Genomic DNA, 24,083 nt, shown 5'->3' with positions numbered 1-24,083 from the left:
CATCAGGTAGTTCAGTCTAAAGGCATTCTGCCAGTGTCGCCGCCATGTTGCGCAAAAGCTGGGGGTACAGTGCCGCACCCGGTTCAAGCTCTGCACCCAGCGGGTCGATCACGCCGATGCTTGCCTCGGTTCCTTCCAGAACAGTCGCGACGAGGCCGGGGTTGAATTGCGGTTCGGCAAGCACGCAATCCACACCCTCATCGCGGATACGGCCCTGGATCTCGGCGATCCGCGCGGGGCTGGGGTCGGTTGCGTCGCCAATGGAAATGGCACCCGAAGCCGGGAAGTCAAAATTCGCCTCAAAGTACTGATAGGCATCGTGGAAGACGATGAAACTTCCACCGCGTGCCGGATCGAGTGTCGCGTTAATCTCGGCTGACAAGGCCTCCATCTCGGCCCGCGCGGCAGCTGCGTTGGCGAAATAGGCCCCAGCATTGTCAGGGTCAGCCGCCGAAAGCTGTGCGGCGATCACATTCAGCCATGTGGAGGCATTTGTTGGGGAAAGCCATGCATGCGGGTCATGTTCGCCGTGATCGTGGCCAGCATGATCATCATGGCCATGATCGTCGTGGTCGTGATCATGCGCGTCGGCTTCTGCATGTTCCTCATGATCGTGATCATGGTCATGCGCCTCAGCCTCGGCATGTTCCTCATGATCGTGATCATGGTCATGCGCCTCAGCCTCGGCATGTTCTTCGTGATCGTGATCGTCGTGATCATGCCCGTCGGCATCAGCCTGTTCTTCGTGATCATGGTCATCGTGGTCATGATCATGATCGCTGGCCTCCTTTGCCGCGTCATGGTCTTCATGCTCATCGTGACCATGGTCATGCGCTTCAAACAACGCATCTTCGCGGAAATCGAGCAGTGTTGTGCCGCCCGTCTCAAGCAAAGTTGTCACCGCCGCTCCTTCAGCCAGCGTCTCCACGGCATTTTCCATCCATGGCGTCAGATCCTCGCCGATCCAAAAGACAAGATCAGCGTTCTGCAAGGCCGCGGCCTCTGACGGGCGCAGGCTGTACTCATGGGGCGACGCGCCAGGCTGGACGATCAGATCGGGTGTTCCAACCCCCTCCATCACACGGGCCACCAGCGAATGCACTGGTGCGATATCGACCGCGACATTCGGTACATCGGCCATGGCCGTACCGCCCATCAGAATTGCGGTGACCGAGAGGGGGAGCAGCTTTCTAGACATTGGATATCTCATGTGATCTTATAACATTAGCAGCGGCATATATGATATGGAATAACATGACAAGCGACCTCGCATCCCTGTCTGACAAGGAAGCGCCAGCCTTGGGCTTTCACGAGCATGATCACGACATATGCGTGAGCGAAGCACTCGCCGAGGCAGAAAAGCGCTGTGCTGAACAGGGCCTGCGCCTGACACCGGTGCGTCGCAAGGTGCTTGAGATTTTGCTGCAGGAACATCGCGCGCTTGGGGCCTATACGATATTGGATTTGTTGCGGGATGCCGGTTTCGGCTCGCAACCGCCCGTCGCCTATCGCGCGCTTGATTTTCTGGTTGAGAATGGGTTCGTCCACAAGGTCGAACGCCTGAATGCATTTGTGGCCTGTGCCCATCCGGGAGAAAATCATTCGCCCGCCTTTATGATCTGTCGGGTTTGCGATGCGGTGGCAGAGGCCCATTCGACCCCCAGCAAGGGTGCGCTTGGGGCGGCTGCGCGCGCTGCTGGGTTTCAGATTGAGCGCACCGTTGTCGAAGCCGAAGGCGTCTGCCCGGCCTGCGCAGACAAGGCCGACCCATGAACCTGATCAGCGTGAAGGGCCTCGCCGTCTCTTACGGCGCAAATGCCGTGCTGCAGAATGTCAGCATGCATGTCGCACCCGGTGAAATCGTCACAATTGTCGGCCCAAACGGGTCTGGCAAGACCAGCCTGCTCAAAGCCATTATCGGCGCGCTTCAACCCGCCGCAGGAGAGGTGACGCGGCGCCCTGATCTGCGCATCGGTTATGTCCCGCAGCGTCTGCACATCGATCCGACCCTGCCCATCACGGTGGGGCGTTTTATGAGGCTGACCGACCGGGTGGACCGGAAGGCATGCACAAAAGCGCTGGAAACCGCAGGTGTGCCGGACCTCTTTAACCGGCAGATGTCGCAGCTTTCCGGCGGGCAGTTTCAGCGTGTGCTTCTGGCGCGCGCCCTGATCAACCAGCCCGATATCCTGCTGCTGGATGAGGCGACCCAAGGTCTCGACCAGCCCGGCTCTGCCGCCTTTTACCGCCAGATTGAGGCGGTGCGGGCCGAGACAGGCTGTGCGATCCTGATGATCAGCCATGAACTCCATGTGGTGATGAGCGCCTCTGACCGTGTGATCTGCCTGAATGGTCATGTCTGCTGCGAGGGCACGCCCGCCGTTGTCGCCTCTGCCCCTGAATACCGCGCGCTCTTTGGTACCGGCACCGGAGGTGCGCTGGCGCTTTACCGGCATGATCACGATCACCACCACCATCACGAGGCCGCCGAGTAATGCTGGACGATTTCATGGTGCGCGCGACGCTTGCGGGTGTCGGCGTGGCTTTTGCGGCGGCCCCTTTGGGTTGCTTTGTTGTCTGGAGACGCATGGCCTATTTCGGCGATGCCACGGCCCATGCCGCGATGCTGGGTGTGGCACTTTCGCTGGCGATGCAGATGTCGATCTTTGTCGGCGCGATGGCGGTTGCATTAATCATGGCCGTGACGGTCACGCTGTTGTCCGGGCGCGGCTATGCGATGGACACGCTGCTAGGTGTGCTCGCCCATTCCGCGCTGGCATTCGGGCTTGTCGCGGTGTCGTTCCTGTCGGGCATTCGGCTTGACCTGATGGCCTACCTGTTTGGCGACCTTCTGGCGGTATCCCGCATGGATCTTTTGGTGATCTGGGGCGGAGCCGCGATGGTCGTGGGGCTCATCGCGTGGCGGTGGTCCGCGCTTTTGGCCGCAACGTTGAACGAGGAACTCGCCTATGCCAGCGGCCTTGATCCCAAGCGCGAGCAGCTGATCCTGACCCTGTCGCTGGCCATCACGGTTGCTGTGGCGATCAAGGTTGTCGGTGTCCTGTTGATTGCCGCGCTTCTGATCATCCCCGCCGCCGCCGCGCGCGGTCTGGCCCGCACCCCTGAGGCGATGGCCTTGATCGCGGCGGCAATTGGCGCGGGATCGGCGGTTACCGGATTGCGGGCAGCTTATGTCTTTGACACGCCCGCCGGGCCCTCCATCGTTTGTGTGGCCGCTGTTGTCTTTGCCATCTTCAGCACGCTCGGTTGGCGCGGGCAAAGCCAGCGGTAGCGGCTCAACCGCGCCTGCGCCCCAGAAGCCAGACAAAGAACAGACCGCCAATAAGCCCTGTGACGATGCCAATCGGCATATCCTCTGGCGCCATGATAGTGCGCGCCGCGATATCCGCCCAAAGCAGGAAGATCGCGCCCACAAGTGCCGAACTGGGCAGGACCCGTAGGTAATCGCCCCCCACAAGCATGCGCACGATATGCGGCACCATCAGCCCGACAAAACCGATGATGCCCGAAAACGCAACCATAACCCCGGTGATCAGCGCGCCGACAACGAAGACAGCAAGACGAAAGCGCGCGACGGGAATACCCAGGGTCGCCGCACTCTCATCGCCGATGGTCATTGCATTCAATGCGCTGGCCTGCGCGATCAGCCATGCACCGCAAACAGCCAAGATCACCAGCGGATAGATCAACTGCCCCCATTGGGCGAGGCCGAGGCCACCCAGCATCCAGAACACAACCGTATGGGTCGCGCGCGGATCGCCGAGGAAGATCAGCACATTTGCCCCGGCCATGATGATGAACGACACCGCGACGCCTGCCAGCACCAGCCGGTCGGCGCTTGTCGCATCGGCAAAGCGGGACACGCCCAGTACTATGGCCGTTGCGCCGAGTGCGCCGAGAAAGGCCAGCAGCGGTACGGTCAAAAGGCCAATGAACAAGCCGGTATGCAAAAGCGCCAGAATGGCCCCGAACGCGCCGCCTGACGAGATGCCGAGCAGATGCGGGTCGGCCAGCGGGTTCCGCGTCACCGCCTGCAGGCTGGCACCCACCATGGCGAGGCCCGCGCCCACCATCATGGCCAAAAGCGCGCGTGGAAAACGGATCTCCCACACGATCGCCTCGCGGCCCTGCGACCATGTTTGTTCGACAAGGCCCGGTGAGAGTTTGTTGGCAAAGACACCCCAGACCGTGCCGAGCGGAACCGGTACAGCCCCAACCGAAATCGCAAGGGAGAGCGAGGCCAGAAGCACCGCAACCCCGCCGCAGACGAACACCGTCGTCCGGTTCAAGCGATGTGATTGCGGGTGCGCGTCGATGACCACGCTCATGCCCTCTATTCGCCCCAGAAGGCGTTCGCGAGTGTCTTGATTGCGCGGATATTGCGCGGGCCTGGTGTGGCCTCGACATATTCCAGCGTCACGAACCGGTCGTTCTTCACCGCATCAATGTCAGCGAAGGCCGGGTTCGACATCATGAAGTCGCGCTTTTCCTCGGCAGTGACCTCACCGTAATTCACGATGACGACGACTTCGGGGTTCCGCTCAACCACCGCTTCCCATGTGACGGTGGCCCAGCTTTTCTCAAAATCATCCATGATGTTGGTGCCACCCGCCGCCTCGATCAGCGCGGTCGGCATAGCGTAGCGCCCGGCGGTAAACGGCGTGTCCTCGCCGCTGTCATAGACAAAGACGCGCAGCGGCTCGCCCGTTTCAAGCGTTTCGGTGAAGGCGGCAAGATCGGCACGGTATCCATCGACCAGCTCCGTCGCCGCATCCTCAACATCGAAGATGCGGCCAAGGTTCATCAGGTCGGCATACATGTCTTCGATGCTGGCCTTTTCCTTGTCCATGATATGGGTGCAGGATTCAGTGAGTTCGTAGACCTGGATGCCAAATGGCTCCAGCGTTTCGGGCGTCACTTCGCCGCCAACTTTCATGCCGTAATTCCACCCGGCAAAGAAAAAATCGGCATCGGCGCCCACAAGCACTTCTTTCGACGGATAACGCGCGGACAGTTCGGGCAGTTCATCGATACCGAAACGCATCTCTTCATCCAGCGTCTTCCAGCCCGAAATGCCGGTATAGCCCACCATGTTGTCGGCGAGGCCGAGGACCAGCATCATCTCGGTCAGGTTGACGTCGTTTGAGATGGCGCGTTCAGGCGGCGCATCGAAGGTGACGGTGCGGTTGCAGCTTTGCACCGCCACTTCGGCCTGCGCAAAGCCCCCGATCAGGGCGAGTGTTGTCGCGCCGTAGATTGCATTCTTCATGATATCGTTTCCTCGGTCTGAAGATGAAAGGTCAGGTGATTAGTGTTGCTGGGCGCGAGATGTTCGCGCCGCGCTTGCACATGGAAGGCGTTTGAGACGGCTGCTTCGGACAGCACCTCATCAGGTGCGCCAAACCCAACGGGCCGCCCGTTCTGCAAAAGCAGGATGTGATCACAGATATCGGCAGCGAGATTGAGATCATGCAGAGAGATCACGATCGTCAGCGGCAGGTGCCGGATCAGGTCCAGCACCTCAAGCTGATGGCGGATGTCCAGGTGATTGGTCGGCTCATCGAGGATTAAGAGGCGCGGTTGCTGCGCCAAGGCACGAGCCACCATGACCCGCTGACGCTCACCCCCCGATAGCGTGCCAAGGTGGCGATGTGCCAATCCCCGCAGGCCAAGCTGACCCAACGCGCTGTCGATGATTTCCGCATCATGCGCACCGGCACTGCCGCCAAAGCCACGCCGGTGCGGGGTGCGCCCTAAAGTGACGATTTCGCGGACCGTCAGGGCGAAATCGCTGGGCTGTTCCTGCAAAACGGCGGCTATCCGTTGCGCGGCTTCCTTGGCGCTAAGCGTCCAGATATCGGCGCCATCGACCTGCATCGTTCCAGTGCGCGGCCGGTGAAAACGATAGAGCAGGCGCAGGAGCGTGGTTTTGCCCGCCCCGTTCGGCCCCACGATGCCCAGCACGCCACCAGCGGGTAGATCAAAGCTGGTCGCATGCAGGATCGGCGGCGCCCCCCGCCCCGGCGACCACGAAAGGTCGTGCACGGAAAGGTGGGCAGCAGTCACGACGCCAGCACCTCGCTTTCCTGAATCGCCACAATCGCGGCAGGCACGCGCGCGAGGGTCGAATTGCGCAGCTTGCCGGGCCTGTCCACGGACGAACACCAGCCGTCATGCAGATAGGCATATTGCCGGGCGAAGGCGACGAGATCGTCGATATCCGCATCAGGGTCGATATCACCGAAAAGATACGTGGCCTTGCGCGTGCCGTGATAAGCCACAGTGCAGGGGCGGTCACATCCGGCCATGCACGCGACGCCTGAGATCTCAAAGTCTTCGGTGACAGCGTCGCCCGCCGCCGCCATGGCCTTGCGCAGGCGATCGATCAGTTCATAGCCCGGGCGACATTCCGTGCCCTTGTGCCGGCAAGATGTGCAGATTGTAATACGATGTTCCATAAGGCCCTCCGCCTTGGGCGAGGGCAAGGAATACAGAACCATGTTGCCGCGGGTAGTCGGACCGCTTTGCCATCATATGCTCCAGACCAGGCACCCCGCCTGATGGGTGTTGACATGCCAGCGCGTTTTGCACCGGTGATGGCAGGTCTCCTGACTTGCGGGTCAATGCTTGCCCCAACCTTCCCGAACCTTTGGTCCAGTGGTGTTTTGGGGTCGCTCACCGCTCACAGTTGCGGGGGCAGTCACGGATTTGGTGCCTTATGGCTACGCCGCACCGTGTTCCCTTTTCATCTTGTCAGCAGCTTTGGCGTCCAAGAACCATCGCTGGCAGTGAAATGAAAGTTGCAGGCGGGGTCAATAGGCATTCGTTATGATTGCCGCACCCAGGCCAGCGGCGCAGGCCTTGCGGGCCTAGGCGGCCAGCCGCACAAGGTGATTGTCCCATTGCAACCCACGCATCTGGCGCGTGACCTTTGCATTACCGCGCAAATGGACCAGCGCGCCGGTCCCGGATGAGATAAGCGTGCCGCCCATTGCCGGTGCCGCGCCGCTCGCATCGCTGAGGTCGAGCATCCCCGACAGTGCGCGATTGTTCAGATCGTAGGTCTGGACAACGCCGCCCCTTGGCGACGTGACAACGATTTCATCCTCATTATCAGAGAATGCGATGCTGCCAACATAACCCTGCATCTGTTGCAGTGCCTCGTCTGTTGCTGACAGCAATTCCATAGGCGCGCCAGTGCGATGGACACCGACCAGCGGCGGCGCGGCCCCATCGCCCTGCCATTGCATCCCGAACGCCACTTGACCATCGCGCGCCACAGCAAGGTGCCGGATTGAGTTCTTATGCAAATCCGTTGGCAGCTCCGCCGTGTCCGTCACATATCCATCTGAAAGATAGGCAAGATTGGGCTGCATCGTGGGGATGTTGAGCTTTGTGCGGCCGCTGTCGGGATGCGTATCGATACCGCCATTGGCGATGACCAGCGTATCGCTGCCGGGCAACCGCTTGATATCATGGGGACCAACACCTCCGCTGCTGAATTCATCCACACGCGCATAGCCCCGGCTCGCGGCCCAAAGGCCGATGCGCCCCACCCCCGCCTCATAATCATTCTCAGTGGTGTAAAGCCATCTGCCATCAGCGCTGAACACGCCGTGTCCGTAGAAATGACGACCATGTGGTGCGTCAAGGATCGCCTTGATGCGACCTGTCATGCAATCCAGAACAATGGCGAAAGTGCCGGGGCGACGGGCAAAGGCCACCGCCTCTGGCTTCTGAGGGTGGGCTGCGGCGGCATGGCCGCGCGCGGGCATCGGGACTTCAAAGACGATTTCGCGATTGGCGGCAATCCCGCAGAGAACAAATCGACCGTCCCCGCGTGCGGCGGCGGCTAGAAAGGCAGGTGCACCCGCGTCAGCCCAACTGGCGCGCGGGGCCAGCCCCGTCGCCAGAAGCGCCGCCAATATCTGCCGTCGATCCATTATCAATCCCCGTCCAGCGCGTTGAACCCCGTAGAAACACCCAGTGTTGGGCCGATATCCTGCAATACTATTGTGCGGATTTCCTCAATTTTCTGTTGAATTATCTCTATCTCAAGGCGGTTTTGTGGCGTTGCCACACCGGCAAAGGCAGGATCATCAAGTTCCTGCAGGCGCGCCAACGCCACATCAAAAGCGGCGAGCAACGCTTCATCTTCGCCAGACAACAATGCGCCGAGATCACGCAAGGACGTCAATGAAAGCGTCACGTGGCGCGCTGACCGGCCTGCGCGCCAGGCCTCGGCGCGTTGTGGCCTTGGCGCGTCGAATGTGCCCAAAGGACGGCCCAGCCTGCTTTCGGATGTGAATTGCAGTCCGGTGTTAAGCGCCTTGAAAAGCTCCTGCAAAACCTCGCGATCATCTTGGTATATGTCAGATGGATTGGTCATTTGGGCGGCATAGTCGGCCACCCATCCGTCATGAATTGCAGCCGTCGTTGCCGCGATGTCGCCGGCAATCGTCTGGACCAATTGGCAACGATAGGTCGGATTGCCCGGAGCACTGATCGTTTCGTCAAACAGCACAAACTCCATGGCGTAAAAGCCGCGCGAGGCGACCGACATCTCGGCATAAGCGGCGACACTTTCGGCAATCGGGTCTTCGTCGCGGATCAACGCCGCAAGGCTGCGCGGTGTAGCGCCGCGGCTGTCTGGCCAAAACGCCAGGGCAAAGGCGCGATCATCGACTTCGCTGGGGCCGAAACGCAGATGGCTTACCATTATCCAGGCATCGAACGCCGCATGATAGGCGTCTCGCAGGGACATTGATGTCACCGAACAATCCGCCTGCGCCGCGTCCGAAAGTGCCGCGCCAGTTTCGGCAAGTGCCGCCATGCCCGGCAGTATGTGGTCATTGACGATATCCTCGGTTTGCGCCGTCGCCATGCAAGTGGTGCCGAGGATTGCAAGAACGCTTAGGATGGGTTTCATAAGCTTTCCAGAAATGTGATGAGCGCATCGCGGTCCACTTTCGGCATGGCAATCACCGCGTCACGCTGCGCTTGTGCTTCGCCGCCATGCCACAAGACCGCTTCGAGCAATGAGCGTGCGCGCCCGTCATGCAGGAAATAGCTGTGCCCGCTGACCTGCTGCGTCAATCCGATCCCCCAAAGGGGGGCCGTTCGCCATTCGCGACCATTCGCGCGCGCCTCTGGCCGGTGATCGGCTAACCCTTCACCCATGTCATGCAACAGCATGTCAGAATACGGCCAGATCAGTTGAAGACTTTGTTCGGGCTGATCTTCCAATCGATGTGTCACGAAACTCGGTGTGTGGCAGGCCGTGCACCCGTTGTCGTAAAAGACCTGTTTGCCGCGCAAGACCTCAGGGGAATTTGCATCGCGGCGCGCAGGCACGGCCAGGTTGCGACTATAGAACGTCACCAGATCAAGGATTTCGTCATCAACCTCAAAGACCCGCTCATCCCCGTCGCCATGCGGCGCGTCTTGGCAGCTTGTCTGTGCCTCGGTGCACTCGCCAGCGCCGTTGGGGAAGAGCGGCGAGGAGATACCGATATCGCCTGCAAAAGCTGCGGCAGATTGCTGACGGATGGTGGGATTGCCAGCCTTGTGTCCGAAGCGACCCAACATGGGGCGGTCAAACTCATGGGACCAAACGATGTTCGGGCGGCCAGAGATACCATCGCCATTTTCGTCGTCCGGATCGGCATTGGCCAGGATATCGGCTGCCGGAACAGCTTCAAGCAGGCCAAGCCCGATCATCTGATTGGCAACGCGCGGGCTTAACATCGCGTCGGGGTGCAAAGGGCCATAGCCAAGACCTGCAGCACGGTAGGTCGGGTGGCGAAGACTGACCGTCTCGCCATCTGAAAGCGCGATCACCTCTTCTTCATACGTGACCTCCAACTCATACTCTGCGGCATGGCCGGGAAGCGCAAAGTCTTGCAATTGATTGCCGTAAACCGGATCGGGCAGCGTGGCGATGTATCCTTCGATATTGGCGATCTTGTCGTCGTAACCGCCAGAGATCGAGATACGCAGAAACATGGACACAGAGCTATCTTCACGCGATTCCGGCGGATGCCCCCGCCCATCTTTGATATGGCAACGTTGACAAGACCGCGCATTGAAAAGAGGGCCCAGACCATCTGATGCAAGCGTTGAAGCAGGTGCCGAAACCCAGATTTTGCGAAACAGCCCGTTACCGACCTTGAAGGTCAGTTCGTCCTCGAATTGCATGTTGCCGGATGCCTGCGAAAACGCGTCAGCCGTGCGGCTTGCGCGCACCGTTGCGGCGCCAGCCGACAACTCTTCAAAGCGCGCAACGCCGGAGAAGTCCGTGGTAGGCTCAGTCACCTCCGCGATGCGTGCGCTCTCCGCTTCCGTGCGCGGGATCACATTGAGATGCACATCATCCAAGATGTCAGCCCAGACCGCAGAAGACACCAGGACCAGACCGAAAAACGGCATTTTTACCATAGTTTTTCTCATGCATCTTTCATTTCGTGTTAAATCCTATAATTACAGTCAGGAAAGAAACGGCGAGTCCCCTTTCGCTGTGATCAATGTGAGAATTGCGACATGGCCTCATTGGCTTTGCCCAAAGACCAGCCGCTTGATCGGCACCCGGATCCCACCATCCCATCTGGTTGGCGCGAACCGCTGAACGTCCTGCGTGTGATTGCGCTTGATTGCCGCTCTGCGGCGCAAGCGGATCTCTTTGAAGCCTGCGCTGTCTTGTCCAACAAGAAAAGCACCGCCCGCGATGCCCATGCGCGGGTCCTGTTCAAATGCATGCGCCAGGCGATTTCGCGGCGCCCCGTCTTCTATCGCCCCGGTGTTGAAGAGGTTTCGTTCGACGAAGCATGGTTGATGCGTGCGATTACAGCCGTGGATGCAGGCGACTTGGACAGCCTGACTTTTCTGATCCGCTCTCGTGTGCCAAAGCCGCATCAACGCCATATCGGGTTCCTGATCCAGGGCGTTGCAGAACAGCTGTCGCGCACATGATCATCTGCGGCCGGTGACGTCCATATCATGCTCTGCAAGGCACAAGGCGTGCCCGACAGAGGTAATTTTGCGTCACGCCTATTGGAAAACCGCATCAGGGTTGTCCAGACTGTCTGATCCTTCAATCGATATTTGAGCCACGCCCAACGTGGTGACGACCCGCTCAATCGAACGGGTTTGATCGATGAAGCCGTTGACGCCGCCCATGATCAACTCTTCGCCACCAGCATTGCCGCGCGCCAGCATCTCATCATAGGCAAAGCCAGCCTCTGCCGCGGCCTTGATCCGGCCAAGTGCCATGATCGTGTTTGAAAGTTTGGATCGCATTTCTGTATCCAATTCCGCATCACGTTCGACAACCAAGTCGGACAGGGATGGGCCGGAAACGCGCGTACCATCAATCCGCACATATTCGCCCAGATAGACGTTCTGGACGCCAATGCCGTTATAGAAATGATCGTTATGGGTGTTGTCGGCGAAACAGGAATGCTCCTCCTCCGGGTCGTTCAACATCAGGCCGAGGCGCATGCGCTCGCCCGCGGTTTCGCCATAGGAAAGTGAGCCCATGCCAGTCAGCATCGCCGCGATCCCGGCGTCTTCATCGGCCATGAGGGCAGCGCGCGCATCGCCTTCAGCGCCCCATTGCGCGGTCATCCATGCCAGATCCTCGACCAGCAGGTCAGTCGCCGCCACCAGATAGGTCGCACGCCGGTCACAATTGCCACCGGTGCAGGCATCTCCCTGCGCATAGTCGGCCCAGGGCCGGTTACCAGCGCCATCGCCGTGACCATTCAAATCCTGGCCCCATAGCAAGAACTCGATGGCGTGATATCCGGTGGCGACATTCGCCTCCACACCATCCGCTTCATGCAACGTCTCTTGCAGCAAGGTCGGGGTAATCGCGGCAGCATCGACCTCTTCTCCGGAGAGCGTGAATGTGGGGTTGGCAATGACATTCAGCGTCGCAAAGCCGTTCTCATCCGAAGGCCCGCCGTAGGAGGCGTCAACATAGTCAATCAACCCTTCGTCGAGCGGCCAGGCATTCACTCTCCCCTCCCAATCGTCAACGATCGCATTGCCGAACCTGAAGACCTCCGATTGCTGATAAGGGACCCGCGCCGCTAGCCAGGCCGCCCTTGCTGCCTGCATGTTCTCGGCAGATGGGGCGGTGACCAATGCATTCACAGCCGATTGCAGGACTTGTGCAGTGACCAGACTATCGCCGTATTTGGCGGCGGCGATGTCGGCATATGTCGTCAGCACATCAACCTTTTCCGCCGCAAATCCTGGCATCGCGACGGCTAAGCCTAGCGCCGTTGACGTAGTCAAATGGAGTTTCATTTCAGGTTCCCTGCTTAGTGGAGTGTCGTGTGAAGAGGTCGGGATTCTGGCATCTCTGGCCGTGCGGCGAAATCTATCCGCTTCAGCGCAAGACCAAAGTCAGTTGCCAAGGACGTGAGTACCGGGGCCATATCTGTGCGCACAAGTAGGGTCGCCATGAGCAGCGCATCCTCTCTGGCACCATCTGCCGCTGTTGCGATGAAATTCGCAAAGCAGGCCTCGTCCGAGCCAACGCATTTGCATTGTGGGGCATGTCGGATCAGTGGCCTGCGCCCATGTGCCGCGCAGATGCCGAACAGGGCTTCAAATGCTTGCAGCGCCCGGCGCCCCCTTGCTGTGCCCAGCGCGCTTGCAAGCGCGTTCCAGACTTGGCTTTGCTGATCGGGTCCGCCACACCACAGGCGCAGGTACGTCACTGCCGCAGCCGAGATCGGGCATAGATCGCGCATCATCCCGACCGGAGTACCGCCACGGATTTGCATGTGGACGCTCATTTGGTGAGGATCAGTTTTCCAGCACGGGTAATGCGCAAAACGTAGGTTTGATCGCCAAGCACAATCTGCGCACGATCCCCATTCTTGGTCAGATCTTCTGCGTTATATGTTGGCAATTCAGGCGGCGTGAATCTGGTGGTCTGAACAACAGCATGCATAGTCATCTTGATGCTCCTTGACGTGCGGTGCAGTGGTCCAGCACCCACTCCAATTGCAAACCGGCGCGACCGCCATCGCCTTGCAAGACAGCAATAATCTCTGATTTGCTTGGCAATGTCGGCGCATCAACTTGCGCTGCGGGACTTGGATATTCGGGTGTCTGTCGCATCGGGAGAGTCCTTTCTATCTGACGATGATCGGGCTTCCCCGGAAGGCGAGCGGGGTGGCTAGACGCTTGAGGCAATCCTGAGTGATTTAATCAGATATGTCAATCCGACAAATTTAGTCGGATTACGGGGCGCACCATTTTGGCTCCGCATACCCGCCAGCCAAACCTCGCCCTCAGATCTTCGTGTCAGCGATACTTCTCAATGAACGCATCAATGCTCAGCGACCTGACATCTGGCAGGGCTGATTTGTACTTTTCGCGGGGCCAATCCCACAACGCGATGCGCCGTAGGGCATTGGCTTGGTCTTCCGAGAACCGCCGTTTGATGAAGCGGGCGGGCACACCGCCAACGACCGTGTAGGGTGCGACGTCTTTCGTTAAGACAGCGCCCGCGCCGATCACTGCACCATCACCCACCGTCACACCGGCAGTGATCGTGACGCCGTGGCCGATCCACACATCGTGTCCAATCGTGACCCAATCATCCTTACGCCATTGAAAGAAGTCGTGGTCATCCTCGCCCAGCCCATAGGCCTCGGCCCGGTAGACCGAATGATGCTGGGTGGCGCGCCATGTGGGGTGGTTGCCTGGGTTGATGCGCGCAGAATTGGCGATGGAACAGAACTTGCCGATGGTGGTCCAGACTACGTGGCAATGCTGCGTGATGTAGGAATAGTCTCCCATCTGGACTTCCTTCATCATCGTGCCCTTGCCGACTTCGGTCCAGACGCCGAGTTCACAGTCAGTGACGGTGGCTTCGGGGTGGATGGTCGGTGCTTCGCTCAGATGCTTCTTGGAGCCTGCGCCGCTCATTTCGCTAGGTCCGCCTTGCCGATCAGGCGTTGGCGGATCAGGCCGGACAGCCAGTCGATCAGATAGACCATCGCGATGATCAGGAAGATGATCGACCACGCCTCGCCCCAGCGGTAAGCGGCGATACGGTCGGACAGAAGGAAGCCGATGCCACCCGCGCCCACAATGCCCAGGATCGTGCCGGAACGAACATTGGATTCAAAGTTGTACAGCAGGATCGACAGGATCACCGGGTTGACCTGCGGCATAATCCCAAAGCGGATTTGCTGCAGCCGCGAGCCACCCGAAGCTTTTACACCGTCCACGGGACGTTCTGACGTGTTTTCAATGGCTTCGGAAAAGAGTTTGGCGAAGGTGCCAACCTCGCTCACCGCGATGGCGAGGATGCCTGCAAGGGGGCCAAGACCGAAGGCGCGAATGAAAATCAGCGCAAGGATCAGCGTCTCAAACGCGCGGATGACGTCATAACCGCGCCGCGCCGTCAGCCGCCAGAAGGTGAAGCGGTTGATGTTCTTGGCACCGAGGAATGACACCGGGAATGCAACGACAGCCCCCAGGACAGTACCAAGAAAGGCAATGGCAAGCGTTTCACCGAGCCCGTTCATGATCTCTGAAAACTCTTCCCAAGACGTCCAGATATAGGGCGGGAACATGAAGCTTGCGACTGTGCCCAACCGCTCCAACCCGGTCCAGATACGCTCTGGCGTGAATTCAAACGCCCAAAGGCAATAGCAGAAAAGCCCTACCATAAAGACACGCAGCCCGATCTTGCGCGCCTGCACCGCCGGTGGATCGCGGAATGCTAGCGGCACGCGGGTCTTTGCCGCCTCAATCTGCTCTGGCGTCATGTGCGCATCCCTTCCATGCCGATGATCCGGTGGCGCAGCTTTTCGGAGCCGTAATCGATGATCATCACGGTGACGAAGATGATTACGAAAAGCGCGGACAGATCGGTGTATTCCTGAAAGCTCATCGCGACGCGAAATTCCTGACCCAGACCACCGGCGCCGACATAGCCAATGATGGATGAGGCGCGCACGTTGATCTCGAACCGCAAGAGCGTGTAGCTGATGATGTTGGGCATCACCTGCGGGACCGCGCCATAGCGGATCTGATCAAACCAGGTGCCGCCCGCCGCCTTGACCCCTTCAAGCGGGCCCATATCGATGTTTTCGTTCACTTCGGAGTAAAGCTTGCCCAAAGCGCCGGTCGCGTGCAGCCCGATAGCCAGCACACCAGCCATGGGCCCGACCGAGAAGCAGAAGACAAAGATGATCGCCCAGACAAGCTCTGGCACAGTGCGCGCGATTTCCAGGTAGCGGCGCGTGATCCAGAGCACCCATTTGTTGGGTGCAAGGTTGCGGGACGCGGGGAAAGATAGCAGGAACCCGCCGATAACCCCCAGAACGGTCGCCATGTAGGCGATCAGGATCGTTTCAAAAAGGAGTTCCAGCCAGGTCCGCCAGCGCCAGAACCACTCGGCCAAATCGGTGCCAAGGGTCTCCCAGCGCAGGACCGGGATCATTTGCGAGATGAACTCGCCAAGTCGCGGAATGCCTGCCGCGATAACCCAACGCCATTCGCGCGAGCCATCGGGCATGGTCACTTGGGTGACCCGAAAGAAGTCGCCAAGCCACGAGGTGACCATGAAGACGATGAAAAAGATCACCGATCCGATTAGCCATGCGCGGCGCGACGATTTGCGGGCTTCCGCAAATTCTGCCTCAAACGCGTCAATCTGCGGGTTGCTTTGGCCCGCAAAGGCGGGATCAGTGATGGCTGTCATCGGGAACCTCTGGAAACGTCAGGGCAGACCGGCTGGCCTGCCCCTCAAACCGTATTGATCAGCCGCTGCGGCGCTGGTCCCGAATCCATTCGCGCATATCAACGATCCACTGATAGCGTTCGTGGTTCACGCGCTGAAACCCGACTTCGGGGTTCTCGTTATCTGCGGTCCACGAGGAATAGATCTTGTAGCCTTCGGGGTCCGCCGTCGGGAAGGCCTGAATGGCCGTCGTGACGTCTTCGATCAGCTCTTCCGGCAGGTTGGAGCGGAACGTCCATGGTCCAGACGTAATCTCTGGGCTTTCCCAGATCGTGCAGATCTCACCGGCGGTGATCATGCCCTTGTCTTCCATGCGCGTGTAGACAGAGCTTTGCGGGTTATCCATCCAGGTGGCAGCCGTATCGAATGTGCCGTTATAGACACCCTGCACGCCGGCCTCGTGGCTACCCGAGAAGGTGACGGTGCCGAAAAACTCTTCGGGGATGATTTCTTCAACGTTGATCATGTTGAAGTAAGGCACGGCGTAGCCAGAGGTGGAGTCCGGGTCGGCAAAGGCATGCACTTTGCCTTCAGCGTCGGCGAGGCTTTCGATACCGCTGTCGCAACGCGCCACAACGATTGAATAATATCCGGTCGACCCATCCTGGTTCAGCGTGGTCAGTGTGGGGATCACGCCGCCATTCGTCGCAGTGTAGGCAGCCGCATAGGAGGACGACCCGAAACGACCGATTTCGATCTGGTCAGCGGCCATGGCCTGGATCACGCCGTCATAGTTGCCAGCGGTAAAGATCTCGACCTCGACGCCAAGCTCCGCTTCAAGGAACGCGCGCAGCGGTTCGTTCCGCATCAGGCGGTCCTTTTCATTCTCGCCCGACAGGATGCCAAATTTCAGAACGGCATAATCCTCTTTCCACGCCAGTGCCGGCGTGGCAACAAGTGCGCAAAGCGCGGTTGTGGTTAGAAAACGCATCATTGATCTCCCTAATTTGCGTTTGCGTCAGGCCATTTCCCGCACGGCGGTGGAGGTGACGGCCTCATTAAATTGCTGCAGGCCCTGCAGCCCGTAGATGTCGCGGACCACGCCATCGGTCAGTTGTGCGGCGGTGCCATCAAAGAAGATGCGACCCTGGCGCATCGCGATGATCCGGTCGCAATAGGCGCGCGCGGTGTCGAGCGTGTGGAGGTTGACCAGAACGGTGATCCCGTCCTCTTCGTTGATCTGTTTCAGACCATCCATCACGAGGGTGGCGTTGGCAGGATCGAGCGAGGCTATTGGTTCATCCGCCAACATGATTTTCGGCTGTTGCACCAAGGCCTTGGCAATCGCGACCCGCTGTTGCTGTCCGCCTGATAAAGTGCCTGCGCGTTGCAGCGCCTGCGGCACCAGATCGAGCCGGTCGAGGGCGGCGATCGCCATCGCCCGCTCTTCATCGGTAAACCGCATCGCCATTGACGACAGAAACCCATGCTCGGCCAAACGCCCGATCAGCACGTTGGTCAGCACATCCAGCCGCTCAACCAGATTGAACTGCTGAAAGATCATCGCGCAATCGCGCCGCCAGGCCCGCAGGGCCTTGCCTTTCAGCGCCGTGATCTCGGACCCCTGAAACGAAATCGACCCCGAAGAGGGGTCGATGAGGCGATTGATCAGGCGGAGCATTGTTGACTTGCCAGCCCCCGAACGTCCGATGACGCCCACAAACTGTCCTGGTGCAATGTCGAGCGAAACGTTGTCGACGGCAGTGGTCTCGCCAAAGATACGGCTGACGTTGGAAAGGGTGAGAGGTGCGACCATGCCGATTCATCCGAATGAATTTTATGAGCCGATTTAGCGGCCCTTCGGTAACAGTGCCGAGTCCTTTCGATGACAGTTTTGTTAACGCTTAGGCGACGGTCCGCAGGCAGGCGGCGATACCTGTCATGCTTCCGTTGGAATGAACGATCTCTCCGGTCTTCAGCGTTTCGACAACGCGGTCATTAGCGTCGACAACCGCAAGATCAGCGCGTTTGCCGACCGCAATCTCACCCCGGTCAGCGAGGCCCAGCGCCTTGGCCGGGTTGGCGGTGGCGAGGCGTGCTGCACCGGCCAATCCCTGAGGATCGGTCTTTGCCAAAACGCGGATCGCGGGCAGGATCGCAGCCGGGTGGTAGTCGGCAGCGAGGATATGAAGCATACCCGCGCGGTGCAGGTCGCGGGCGGACAGATTGCCGGAATAGCTCTGCCCGCGCATCGCGTTCGGTGCGCCCATGGCTGTCATGAGCCCGCGTGCAACAACGGCTTCGGCAGCCTCCATCGTCACCGGGAATTCGCTGATGACTGCGCCGATATCGGCCATCAGTCCTGCCTTTTTGACAGTATCGTCGTCGTGGCTGGCCAAAGCAACGCGATGCGCACGACACAGGGCCGACACAGTTTGCAGATTTGCAAGCACCTCATCTTCTGGCGTCCTATGGGACAACCGCTCCTCCACATCGGCGCGCGCCTGTTCCACGGTGCTGCCTTCGCGTGCTGCCTTCAATTCGATCATGCGTTCCAGGTTGCGGTACTGTCCTTGTCCCGGCGTGTGATCCATGACCGAGACCAGATCGACCTGATCGTCATCCAGTAGATCGCCCAACGCGTCGATGGCGGCAGTGAAGGTGATGTCGAACCGCGCGTGGATCTTGTGATCGACGCGCATGTGATCCTTTGCCGCTTTCAACGCGCGGATGATCCCGCAGGTGTGCTCAAACGAGCGCCGCTCACCGTCTCTGGCCCCGCGCGAAAAGGACACGGACGCGTAGGCGGTGGTCACGCCACTTGCCGCGAGCCGCGCATCAAGGTGGCCAAGCGCGACATCCATCGGGAAGTCCACTTGCACCCGCGGCTCAAGCTCTTGCTCGATCATGTCGCCATGCATGTCGATGAAACCGGGAAACAGGTGTTTCCCATCCCCCTGCAGGCCGCCCGCGACCGCATGCTCCTTGACATCAGCGATCACACCATCCTCGATCAGGACAGAACCACCGGGCACCACGCGATCTGGCAAGACAAGGGTGAAATCAGATAGCCACATCTTTGCGGTCCTCTTCTGGGGCGGCGCCTGGTGTCAGGTCAATCTCGCGATCAATCAGCGTGGCAACATCGCCTGGATGATGGAACACACCGATCATTGCGGTGCCCTGCGCCTTGAGTTCCGCAAGGCGGTTCACCAGCGCTGCCCTGGCCTGCACGTCAAGTGAGGCGGTCGGCTCATCCAAGAGAAGCAGTCGTTGCGGCAGGATCAGCGCGCGGGCCAGGTTCACCTTTTGCTGTTCGCCGCCCGAAAACGTGGTCGGGTAGGCCGCCCAAAGCTCTTGTTTCACGCCGAAGGCATCAAGCCAATGCCGCGCCTCGCGCCTGGCCTGTTCTGCCGTCCGCCCAGCAAGGCGCAAAGGTTCCGCAACCAGCGCTTCGGCGCTAACGCGAGGCCGCGCTGTGAGGAACTGTGTGACAAACCCGATCTCCGTCCGGCGCAGATGGGTGATATCCACATCCGCGGCCCGCGCCAGATCGATAACGCCGTGATTGGAGTGAAACAGGATCTCGCCAGCCCCGGCGAGATAACTGCGATAAAGCGTCCGCAGCAGGGTGGATTTACCCGCACCGTTCCGTCCTTTGAGCAGCAGGAACTCACCCGCCTTCAGGCTAAAAGAGATATCCGAGAACGCGCCCATCTGCGTGCCCAGATGGTGCATCGTGAAACCTTTGGAGAGGTCGCGGACGTCAAGAACAGTCATAGCTTTGCATGCACCAATTGTTGCGTATAGGCGTGTTGCGGGTCCTGAAACACCTGATCGGCCAGACCTTCTTCAACCACTTCGCCGCGCCGCATGACCATCACCCGGTCAGATAACGTGCGGATGACACCCAGATCATGGCTGACAATCACCATTGTGATCTTGCGTTCTTGCTGGAGCTTCTTGAGCGTGTCGAGCACCAGCGCCTGCACACTGACATCCAGCCCAGTTGTGGGTTCGTCGAGCAGCAAAAGCGCCGGTTCCAACGCAATCGCCTTGGCCAGTTGCACCCGTTGCTGCATGCCGCCCGAAAGCTCAATCGGCGGCGCGTCCATCCGGTCGAGCGGGAATTCGGACGCATCCAGCGCATCACGGGCCTTATCGCGCAGCACGGCAAAGCGGCGCTCACCGGCCACCAGCAGACGCTCGGCCACATTCCCGGAAGAGGAATGCTTCATCAGCAGCCCCAGATGCGGGTTCTGATAGACGATCCCGATCCGCGTCGCGCAGAGCATCCGCCGCGCGTAACGGTCCAGATCAAAGAGGTTGCCCTGCACATCCGGCAGATCAAGCGTGTAGCTGCCCGTATCGGGATGCTCTTCTAGGTTCAGACAACGCAGGAAGGTGGATTTGCCCGACCCGCTTTCGCCGACGATGCCCAAGACCTCGCCCGGATAGACGGTGGCTGAGACGTTGCGCAAGGCGGTCACGTCACCGTAGTTTTTGCTGACATCTCGCGCGATCAGGAGTGGCCGGGTTTTGACGATCCGGGGTGCGTCCATCATTGTGGCATCTCCCCGTTTTGATACCAGGTCTCGCCGATTTGGACGTGCTCGCCATCCCGCTGCTGAATGGTTTTGACGCCCAACTCGCTGTCGGACACCTCATAGGTCGAGGTGCCGTCATCCTGCGGGATTTCGTTCATGAAGAAGCCCCGCGCGCCGGAGCGGGTACAGGTCAGTGCCCCGTGATCCTCGACCTTGTAGGGCACATCGTCAAAGACCAGCGGCTCAACCCGGGTGAAGGGCGGCACCGCATGCAGACGCTTTTCGCGGCCCGCCGACAGGATTGTCAGGTGCTTGACCATGTCCATCTTGGGCACGTCCCAGCGTGGGATGGGCGACGGCGTCATAACAAACCTCCCGTGGACAAGGCTGGGATAGGCGGCACCCTGCATGACGCGGCCAGAGCGCACGATCTGTTCGTAAAGCTGCAGCCACATACGCCCGTAGTCGGCATCAGCGTGCATCTGCCGGGCGATGGACATATTCGGCTGCACGGGGCGCAAGGGTTCGGGGTTTGGGACCTGCAGCACCAGCACCTGATCCTCGCGCAGCTTCTCTTCGGGAATGCGGTGGCGCGACTGGATCAGATCCGCCTTGAGCGTGTCCATCGTCGTCGGCGCGCCTGACACCCGCGCCAGAAACCGCCGGATCGAGGCGGCGTTGACGCTGTCATCGGCACCCTGATCGATCACCTTTACTGTGGTTTTGGGATTGATCAGTGTGCAAGAGACCTGCAAGCCACCGGTGCCCCAGCCGCGCGCCATCGGCACCTCGCGGCTCGCATAAGGAATCTGGCAGCCGGGCACCGCGATGGCCTTGAGCGTCTTGCGCCGGATTTCGCGTTTGGCCGAGGCATCAAGGAAGCCGTAGGCCATCGGCTCCCAGTCTTTGGTGAGGGATTGCAGGCTCATTCCGCTGGCTCCGGGCTTTTCTGTTTGGCGGCTTTCTTCGCTTTAGCGTCGCGCATCGCATCAAGGCTCGATTGGAACGTAACGTAATGTGGCAGCTTGAAGTGGATGCAAAAGCCGGAGCTTTCGACGCCTTCGGTGTGGTAGAGGAAAAATTCCTCTTCAGTGGCGGAGCCTTTGGGCGCGCCCGTGCTGTTCAGATCAAGCGTGGCTGCCGCGATCACTTTGACCTCGTTCCAGCCCATCGTCGCTGAAAAGCCCAGCTCAAGCTGCGTGCCCTTCTTGTTGATCACTTCCGCCTGAGAGATTTTCACCCGTCCCGCGCTGAACTTGGTGCCGCGTGGATGGGTGACCATCACTTCCGCCTCAGCTAGCCGCAATTCGTTCACGGTCGGATGCGCCTGCCCATAGCCGCGCTGCGCGGCATAGCCGAGTGCGAGGACACCACCGGTCTCTGCCCGCGCAAGGCTTTGCAGCGTATGGGCGCGCTTTGTGGGGAACAAGAGCGGTTCGCGGGTCACATCGGGGATGTCATTGCCAAGCGTGTCGTCTGGTTTGGCCGCCGTCAGAAGGTCATTCTCAGCCTGCCATGCGGCGACAGACGGTTGGCGCGCCGGGGCTGGCCGGGCCGCAGGTGTGACCGGATCGGGCACGTGGGTCTCACCCGACAGAACCTCGGTCGCCAGAATGCGGTGTGCGTAATCCAGCGTGGGGCCAAGAACCTGCCCGCCGGGAATATCTTTGAACGCGGCAGAGATGCGACGATGGGTAAAAAGCCCTTCCTGCGTGACCGGATTGGCGACCGCAAGGCGGGGCTGCGTCGTTCGCCAAGCGCGCAGAAGCAGGATCGCCTCATAAAGCTCCCCGCCCGTCTGGGTCAGAGCGAGGGCAGCGAGGTCTTCATCATAAAGAGAGGCCTCGCCCATCACGCGATCGATCAGATAAGGCATCGCGCGCCGGATTTCGGCGACCCGTTCCGGGGCGATGGCCCCTATCTCCTCGCGATAAAGCCGCTGGGACTGTTCGATGGCGCGCTCGCCACCCCGTGTCGCGACATAGGCCATCAGAGCACCTCGATTTCGGTCGAACGCGGCAGGCCGATGACCTGATCGCCGTCCAGAAGGAATATTTCGAACCCCATCGGATAGCGCATCACAAGCTGACGCTCGGCCCAGAATGCCGAAGGGATATCACCAACGCGGACGTCCAACGCGCCGTCCACACCGGGCCCTGTCAGCCGCAACGCGGTGCCTGTGCCAAATGTCGCTGGCATGACAAGGGTTGCGCCATCTTCGGGGTAAAGATCGCTGCCCTGCCGGACATCGCGCAGGAACGCAGGAGTGGGCACGGCGGACAAAAACAGATGATCCGCCTTGTCGGGCATCACCAAATGCGCGCCGGTGCGGCTGGCTAACTGGCGGAGCCTGTCATCTTCTGCAAACACCGCGCATTCGCGGTCGATCAGCGTCTCGATTAATGCGGCCTGTCCGGTCTGCGGCAGTTGCCGTATCTTGCCGGGGCGCGACAGGGCCCACATCAGCGCGTCGTAGGTGGCATTCGTGCGCGCCTCGAAATCAGAGGGTGACGGGTGGTGGCTCATCAGAATGTCTCCATATCCACACGCGTTGCCTCAACGCGGCGCAGAACGTCGTGATCGGCCTGCACTTGCGCGGCCTGTTCTGCGGTGACGAAATCGGCGCACGGGCCATGGGCGATGCCTGCCGCGACTGAGAGGTCGATCACCGCCATCGCCATCGCCGCCTCAAGATCTCGCCCCCGCCGCATGCCGTAGCCTTCTTGCCCAAGGGCCGCGATGCGCGCCTCGCTGACCAGAACCTCGCCCAAATGAAAGTTGGTGCCTTGCGCGGTGTCCTGCATTGGCAGCATCACAAGCCCGGTCCGGTTTTCGAGGACATCAATTGTGTCGAGCTTCGCGATCAAGGTTTCGGCGAATGCCTTTAGCCGGTCCGCATCCGCCCTGGCCAACACGCTCAGCAGCGTTTCGTGGGGATAAGCGTCAAGCGATTGCGGATCGGGCATGGTCTAATCCTCTGATCTGGGAATGGTGAACTTGACGCGCGCGGCGGACCAGATGACCTGGCTGAAGGAAATGGGCGTGTCATCGGGCAGAGTATCGACTGCCCGTACGACAATGACTGGCATATCGGGATGCTGGCGTAGTTGTTGCGCTTCGGCCGCACGGGCGGGTCGCGCATGCATCTGGGTGCTGCCCCGCAGATAATCCGGGATGCCGTAGGATTTGTAGACCGCGCTGACCGATCCCATCGCCTGCCGGCGCTCGGGGAAATCGGGAAAGCGCGCGGCGTCGTGATAAAGCGTACCGAATGAGACAGGCACGCCATCGGCGTGGGTCAAGCGGCTGGTGGCAACAACAGGCGCACCTTCCTCAATCTGGAGATTGGCGGCGATGCGTTTTGAGGCACTCATCCGCTCCACCCCGAGGCTTTCACCCGACACATCCACGCCTTGCGCGCCAAGATTCTGACGCAGCCGTGTACGTGCACCGATCGTGTATTCCAACAGCGTATGCGGCTGCACAAAGGTGCCGCGCCCCTGCTCCACGCTCAGAAAACCGTCCTTGGCCAACTCGGCCACCGCACGCCGCACGGTGTGACGCCCCGCGCCATACGCGACGGTGAGCTCTGGCTCTGTGGGGAGCTTTGTTCCCGGTTGCAGCACACCATCCATGATGTCACGCTCAATTTCTGCGCGAATGTCGCGCCACTTATCTCGTTGCATCTTGATTCATCCGAATGAATTTCAAGTAACCCGGCTCTGTGACAGTCCTGTGTCACATTCCCCGCGAACACGGTCTTCACAAATGTTTCACAAAAGCTTCGCTCGACTGCCACACCTAAG

At 60.0% G+C, this 24,083-nt stretch carries 28 protein-coding genes and 1 riboswitch; of the genes, 4 read left to right on the top strand and 24 right to left on the bottom strand.

Going from position 1 to position 24,083, the window contains the following annotated elements; genetic code table 11:
* Positions 1-16: 16 nt before the first annotated feature.
* Positions 17-1,198 (bottom strand): zinc ABC transporter substrate-binding protein, encoded by a 1,182-nt coding sequence (locus SLH47_RS09325; RefSeq protein ID WP_320239214.1) that lies wholly within the window; start codon positions 1,196-1,198, stop codon positions 17-19.
* 56 nt (positions 1,199-1,254) lie between these two features.
* Between SLH47_RS09325 and SLH47_RS09320 the strand changes: the two genes are divergently transcribed.
* The 3 genes from SLH47_RS09320 to SLH47_RS09310 are packed head-to-tail and all read left to right on the top strand — an operon-like array spanning position 1,255 to position 3,292.
* Entirely contained in the window at positions 1,255-1,773 is a 519-nt protein-coding gene (locus SLH47_RS09320) for a Fur family transcriptional regulator (protein ID WP_320239213.1), read from the top strand.
* Complete coding sequence (locus SLH47_RS09315) at positions 1,770-2,495, top strand: metal ABC transporter ATP-binding protein (RefSeq protein WP_320239212.1); 726 nt, start codon at positions 1,770-1,772, stop codon at positions 2,493-2,495. The genes SLH47_RS09320 and SLH47_RS09315 overlap by 4 nt, the downstream gene beginning before the upstream one ends.
* On the top strand, positions 2,495-3,292 hold the full coding sequence (locus tag SLH47_RS09310) for a metal ABC transporter permease (RefSeq protein ID WP_320239211.1): 798 nt from the start codon (positions 2,495-2,497) through the stop codon (positions 3,290-3,292). Before SLH47_RS09315 ends, SLH47_RS09310 begins: the two co-directional genes overlap by 1 nt.
* Before the next feature lie 4 nt (positions 3,293-3,296).
* On the opposite strand, the gene SLH47_RS09305 is transcribed toward SLH47_RS09310, so the two are convergent.
* From SLH47_RS09305 to SLH47_RS09275, 7 genes are all read right to left on the bottom strand, one after another.
* A complete protein-coding gene (locus SLH47_RS09305; protein WP_320239210.1) occupies positions 3,297-4,349 on the bottom strand; it encodes an iron ABC transporter permease in 1,053 nt (350 codons plus the stop codon).
* 5 nt (positions 4,350-4,354) lie between these two features.
* Complete coding sequence (locus SLH47_RS09300; RefSeq protein WP_320239209.1) at positions 4,355-5,290, bottom strand: ABC transporter substrate-binding protein; 936 nt, start codon at positions 5,288-5,290, stop codon at positions 4,355-4,357.
* Complete coding sequence (locus tag SLH47_RS09295; protein WP_320239208.1) at positions 5,287-6,087, bottom strand: ABC transporter ATP-binding protein; 801 nt, start codon at positions 6,085-6,087, stop codon at positions 5,287-5,289. The genes SLH47_RS09300 and SLH47_RS09295 overlap by 4 nt, the downstream gene beginning before the upstream one ends.
* On the bottom strand, positions 6,084-6,479 hold the full coding sequence (locus SLH47_RS09290; RefSeq protein WP_320239207.1) for a DUF1636 domain-containing protein: 396 nt from the start codon (positions 6,477-6,479) through the stop codon (positions 6,084-6,086). The genes SLH47_RS09295 and SLH47_RS09290 overlap by 4 nt, the downstream gene beginning before the upstream one ends.
* Positions 6,480-6,601: 122 nt before the next feature.
* Positions 6,602-6,817, bottom strand: a riboswitch (cobalamin riboswitch).
* A gap of 73 nt (positions 6,818-6,890) precedes the next feature.
* Complete coding sequence (locus SLH47_RS09285; protein ID WP_320239206.1) at positions 6,891-7,964, bottom strand: DUF1513 domain-containing protein; 1,074 nt, start codon at positions 7,962-7,964, stop codon at positions 6,891-6,893.
* Between the two features lie 2 nt (positions 7,965-7,966).
* Positions 7,967-8,950 carry an imelysin family protein gene (locus SLH47_RS09280; protein ID WP_320239205.1) on the bottom strand — a complete coding sequence of 328 codons (984 nt, stop codon included), beginning with the start codon at positions 8,948-8,950 and terminating at the stop codon, positions 7,967-7,969.
* Positions 8,947-10,458 carry a di-heme oxidoredictase family protein gene (locus SLH47_RS09275; RefSeq protein ID WP_320239515.1) on the bottom strand — a complete coding sequence of 504 codons (1,512 nt, stop codon included), beginning with the start codon at positions 10,456-10,458 and terminating at the stop codon, positions 8,947-8,949. Before SLH47_RS09275 ends, SLH47_RS09280 begins: the two co-directional genes overlap by 4 nt.
* Before the next feature lie 102 nt (positions 10,459-10,560).
* On the opposite strand from SLH47_RS09275, the gene SLH47_RS09270 reads away from it, so the two are divergent.
* Positions 10,561-10,989, top strand: a complete 429-nt coding sequence (locus SLH47_RS09270) for a hypothetical protein (protein ID WP_320239204.1) — start codon at positions 10,561-10,563, stop codon at positions 10,987-10,989.
* 78 nt (positions 10,990-11,067) lie between these two features.
* On the opposite strand, the gene SLH47_RS09265 is transcribed toward SLH47_RS09270, so the two are convergent.
* From SLH47_RS09265 to phnF, 16 genes are all read right to left on the bottom strand, one after another.
* Positions 11,068-12,330, bottom strand: coding sequence for an imelysin family protein (locus SLH47_RS09265; RefSeq protein ID WP_320239202.1), 1,263 nt, complete (start codon positions 12,328-12,330; stop codon positions 11,068-11,070).
* Between the two features lie 14 nt (positions 12,331-12,344).
* Positions 12,345-12,812, bottom strand: a complete 468-nt coding sequence (locus tag SLH47_RS09260) for a hypothetical protein (RefSeq protein WP_413785633.1) — start codon at positions 12,810-12,812, stop codon at positions 12,345-12,347.
* An 8-nt stretch (positions 12,813-12,820) separates the two neighbouring features.
* Positions 12,821-12,982 carry a hemin uptake protein HemP gene (gene hemP, locus SLH47_RS09255; protein WP_320239514.1) on the bottom strand — a complete coding sequence of 54 codons (162 nt, stop codon included), beginning with the start codon at positions 12,980-12,982 and terminating at the stop codon, positions 12,821-12,823.
* A gap of 356 nt (positions 12,983-13,338) precedes the next feature.
* Positions 13,339-13,965, bottom strand: coding sequence for a DapH/DapD/GlmU-related protein (locus SLH47_RS09250; RefSeq protein WP_320239200.1), 627 nt, complete (start codon positions 13,963-13,965; stop codon positions 13,339-13,341).
* Positions 13,962-14,813 carry a phosphonate ABC transporter, permease protein PhnE gene (gene phnE, locus SLH47_RS09245; protein ID WP_320239199.1) on the bottom strand — a complete coding sequence of 284 codons (852 nt, stop codon included), beginning with the start codon at positions 14,811-14,813 and terminating at the stop codon, positions 13,962-13,964. The genes SLH47_RS09250 and phnE (SLH47_RS09245) overlap by 4 nt, the downstream gene beginning before the upstream one ends.
* Complete coding sequence (gene phnE / locus SLH47_RS09240; protein ID WP_320239198.1) at positions 14,810-15,751, bottom strand: phosphonate ABC transporter, permease protein PhnE; 942 nt, start codon at positions 15,749-15,751, stop codon at positions 14,810-14,812. Before phnE (SLH47_RS09240) ends, phnE (SLH47_RS09245) begins: the two co-directional genes overlap by 4 nt.
* Before the next feature lie 58 nt (positions 15,752-15,809).
* Positions 15,810-16,721, bottom strand: coding sequence for a phosphate/phosphite/phosphonate ABC transporter substrate-binding protein (gene phnD, locus SLH47_RS09235; protein WP_320239196.1), 912 nt, complete (start codon positions 16,719-16,721; stop codon positions 15,810-15,812).
* Between the two features lie 27 nt (positions 16,722-16,748).
* Positions 16,749-17,546, bottom strand: coding sequence for a phosphonate ABC transporter ATP-binding protein (phnC, locus tag SLH47_RS09230; protein ID WP_320239195.1), 798 nt, complete (start codon positions 17,544-17,546; stop codon positions 16,749-16,751).
* An 88-nt stretch (positions 17,547-17,634) separates the two neighbouring features.
* Positions 17,635-18,807 (bottom strand): alpha-D-ribose 1-methylphosphonate 5-triphosphate diphosphatase, encoded by a 1,173-nt coding sequence (locus SLH47_RS09225; protein WP_320239194.1) that lies wholly within the window; start codon positions 18,805-18,807, stop codon positions 17,635-17,637.
* Positions 18,794-19,510 (bottom strand): phosphonate C-P lyase system protein PhnL, encoded by a 717-nt coding sequence (locus tag SLH47_RS09220; RefSeq protein ID WP_320239193.1) that lies wholly within the window; start codon positions 19,508-19,510, stop codon positions 18,794-18,796. Before SLH47_RS09220 ends, SLH47_RS09225 begins: the two co-directional genes overlap by 14 nt.
* Positions 19,507-20,295: an ATP-binding cassette domain-containing protein gene (locus SLH47_RS09215; RefSeq protein ID WP_320239192.1), complete on the bottom strand. Its 789-nt coding sequence runs from the start codon at positions 20,293-20,295 to the stop codon at positions 19,507-19,509. Before SLH47_RS09215 ends, SLH47_RS09220 begins: the two co-directional genes overlap by 4 nt.
* The gene (locus SLH47_RS09210; protein WP_320239191.1) at positions 20,292-21,206 is read right to left on the bottom strand and encodes an alpha-D-ribose 1-methylphosphonate 5-phosphate C-P-lyase PhnJ; all 915 of its coding nucleotides are present in this window, start codon (positions 21,204-21,206) and stop codon (positions 20,292-20,294) included. Before SLH47_RS09210 ends, SLH47_RS09215 begins: the two co-directional genes overlap by 4 nt.
* Positions 21,203-22,267: a carbon-phosphorus lyase complex subunit PhnI gene (locus SLH47_RS09205; protein ID WP_320239190.1), complete on the bottom strand. Its 1,065-nt coding sequence runs from the start codon at positions 22,265-22,267 to the stop codon at positions 21,203-21,205. The genes SLH47_RS09210 and SLH47_RS09205 overlap by 4 nt, the downstream gene beginning before the upstream one ends.
* Positions 22,267-22,803: a phosphonate C-P lyase system protein PhnH gene (gene phnH, locus SLH47_RS09200; protein ID WP_320239189.1), complete on the bottom strand. Its 537-nt coding sequence runs from the start codon at positions 22,801-22,803 to the stop codon at positions 22,267-22,269. The genes SLH47_RS09205 and phnH overlap by 1 nt, the downstream gene beginning before the upstream one ends.
* The gene (locus SLH47_RS09195) at positions 22,803-23,243 is read right to left on the bottom strand and encodes a phosphonate C-P lyase system protein PhnG (RefSeq protein ID WP_320239188.1); all 441 of its coding nucleotides are present in this window, start codon (positions 23,241-23,243) and stop codon (positions 22,803-22,805) included. The genes phnH and SLH47_RS09195 overlap by 1 nt, the downstream gene beginning before the upstream one ends.
* Positions 23,244-23,246: 3 nt before the next feature.
* Positions 23,247-23,963 (bottom strand): phosphonate metabolism transcriptional regulator PhnF, encoded by a 717-nt coding sequence (gene phnF / locus SLH47_RS09190; protein WP_320239187.1) that lies wholly within the window; start codon positions 23,961-23,963, stop codon positions 23,247-23,249.
* Positions 23,964-24,083: the final 120 nt, after the last annotated feature.

The sequence above is a fragment of the Cognatiyoonia sp. IB215182 genome (assembly GCF_033963905.1).
Lineage (GTDB): Bacteria > Pseudomonadota > Alphaproteobacteria > Rhodobacterales > Rhodobacteraceae > Yoonia.
The sequence above is the reverse complement of the archived record's forward strand: the minus strand, read 5'-3'. Positions and strand labels throughout refer to the sequence as shown.